This is a genomic window from Neisseria sp. P0001.S005 (assembly GCF_051963715.1).
Map to the genome: position 1 here is coordinate 1 of NZ_JBQCTZ010000443.1, position 902 is coordinate 902.

Sequence of the window (902 nt, forward strand, 5' to 3'; positions counted from 1 at the left end):
ATGACGAAAAACATCGAACGGCGCAAATTATTGCTGATGCTGTTTGCACTGTTTGCGCTGTTTCACGCGCTGTCGTTTTTTTCTTGGAACTTCAACATCCTCTTGGTCAGCCGTATCGGTATTGCGCTGACACACGCGGTCTTTTGGTCGATTACGGCTTCTTTGGCGGTACGGCTTGCGCCCACCGGCAAAACCAATCAGGCTTTGGGCTTGCTCAGTACGGGTACGGTTTTAGCGATGGTTTTGGGTATTCCGCTGGGGCGCGTGGTCGGGCAGTACTTCGGCTGGCAGCTCAGCTTCCTGTTGATCGGGGTCTGCGCTGCCGGCGTAATGCTGGTGTTGGCCAAAAACCTGCCTGCTTTACCCAGCCAAAATACCGGCTCTTTAAGCAGCCTGCCGAGTTTGTTCAAACGTCGCAACCTGATGCTGCTTTATGCCATGACGGTGTTGATTATTACGGCACATTTCACGGCATACAGCTATATCGAGCCTTTTGTATTGCAAGTTGGCAGATTTAAGGCTGAACAGGTCACCATCGTTTTGAGCCTGTACGGTTTGGCAGGCTTTGCCGCTTCTTATTTGTTTGGCAAATGGTTTGCCAAATCGCAACGCCTGTTTATGCTTGGCGCGGTGGCGGTCATCCTGCTCTCTGCCCTGCTGCTTCTGCCGTTTGTCTCTTTCCCTTATGCGGTATACGCGCTGGTGTTTATTTGGGGCGTGGCCATCGTCATCGTCAGCTTGGGGATGGTATCGAAAGTCTTGGCATTCGCCTCGGATGCAACAGATGTGGCCAACTCGATTTATTCAGGTTTGTACAATGTCGGCATCGGCGGCGGTGCGCTTTTGGGACATTATGTAACCGTCTGGTTCGGCCTTTCCAATATCGGCATTGCCGGAGCCTT

The 902-nt window shown here is 52.2% G+C and carries 1 protein-coding gene; it reads left to right on the forward strand.

Translation table 11 applies throughout. The features are described 5' to 3' along the window. The coding region (locus ACTHSP_RS20920; protein ID WP_440346878.1) for a sugar transporter at nucleotides 1-902 on the forward strand (902 nt) is incomplete at both ends.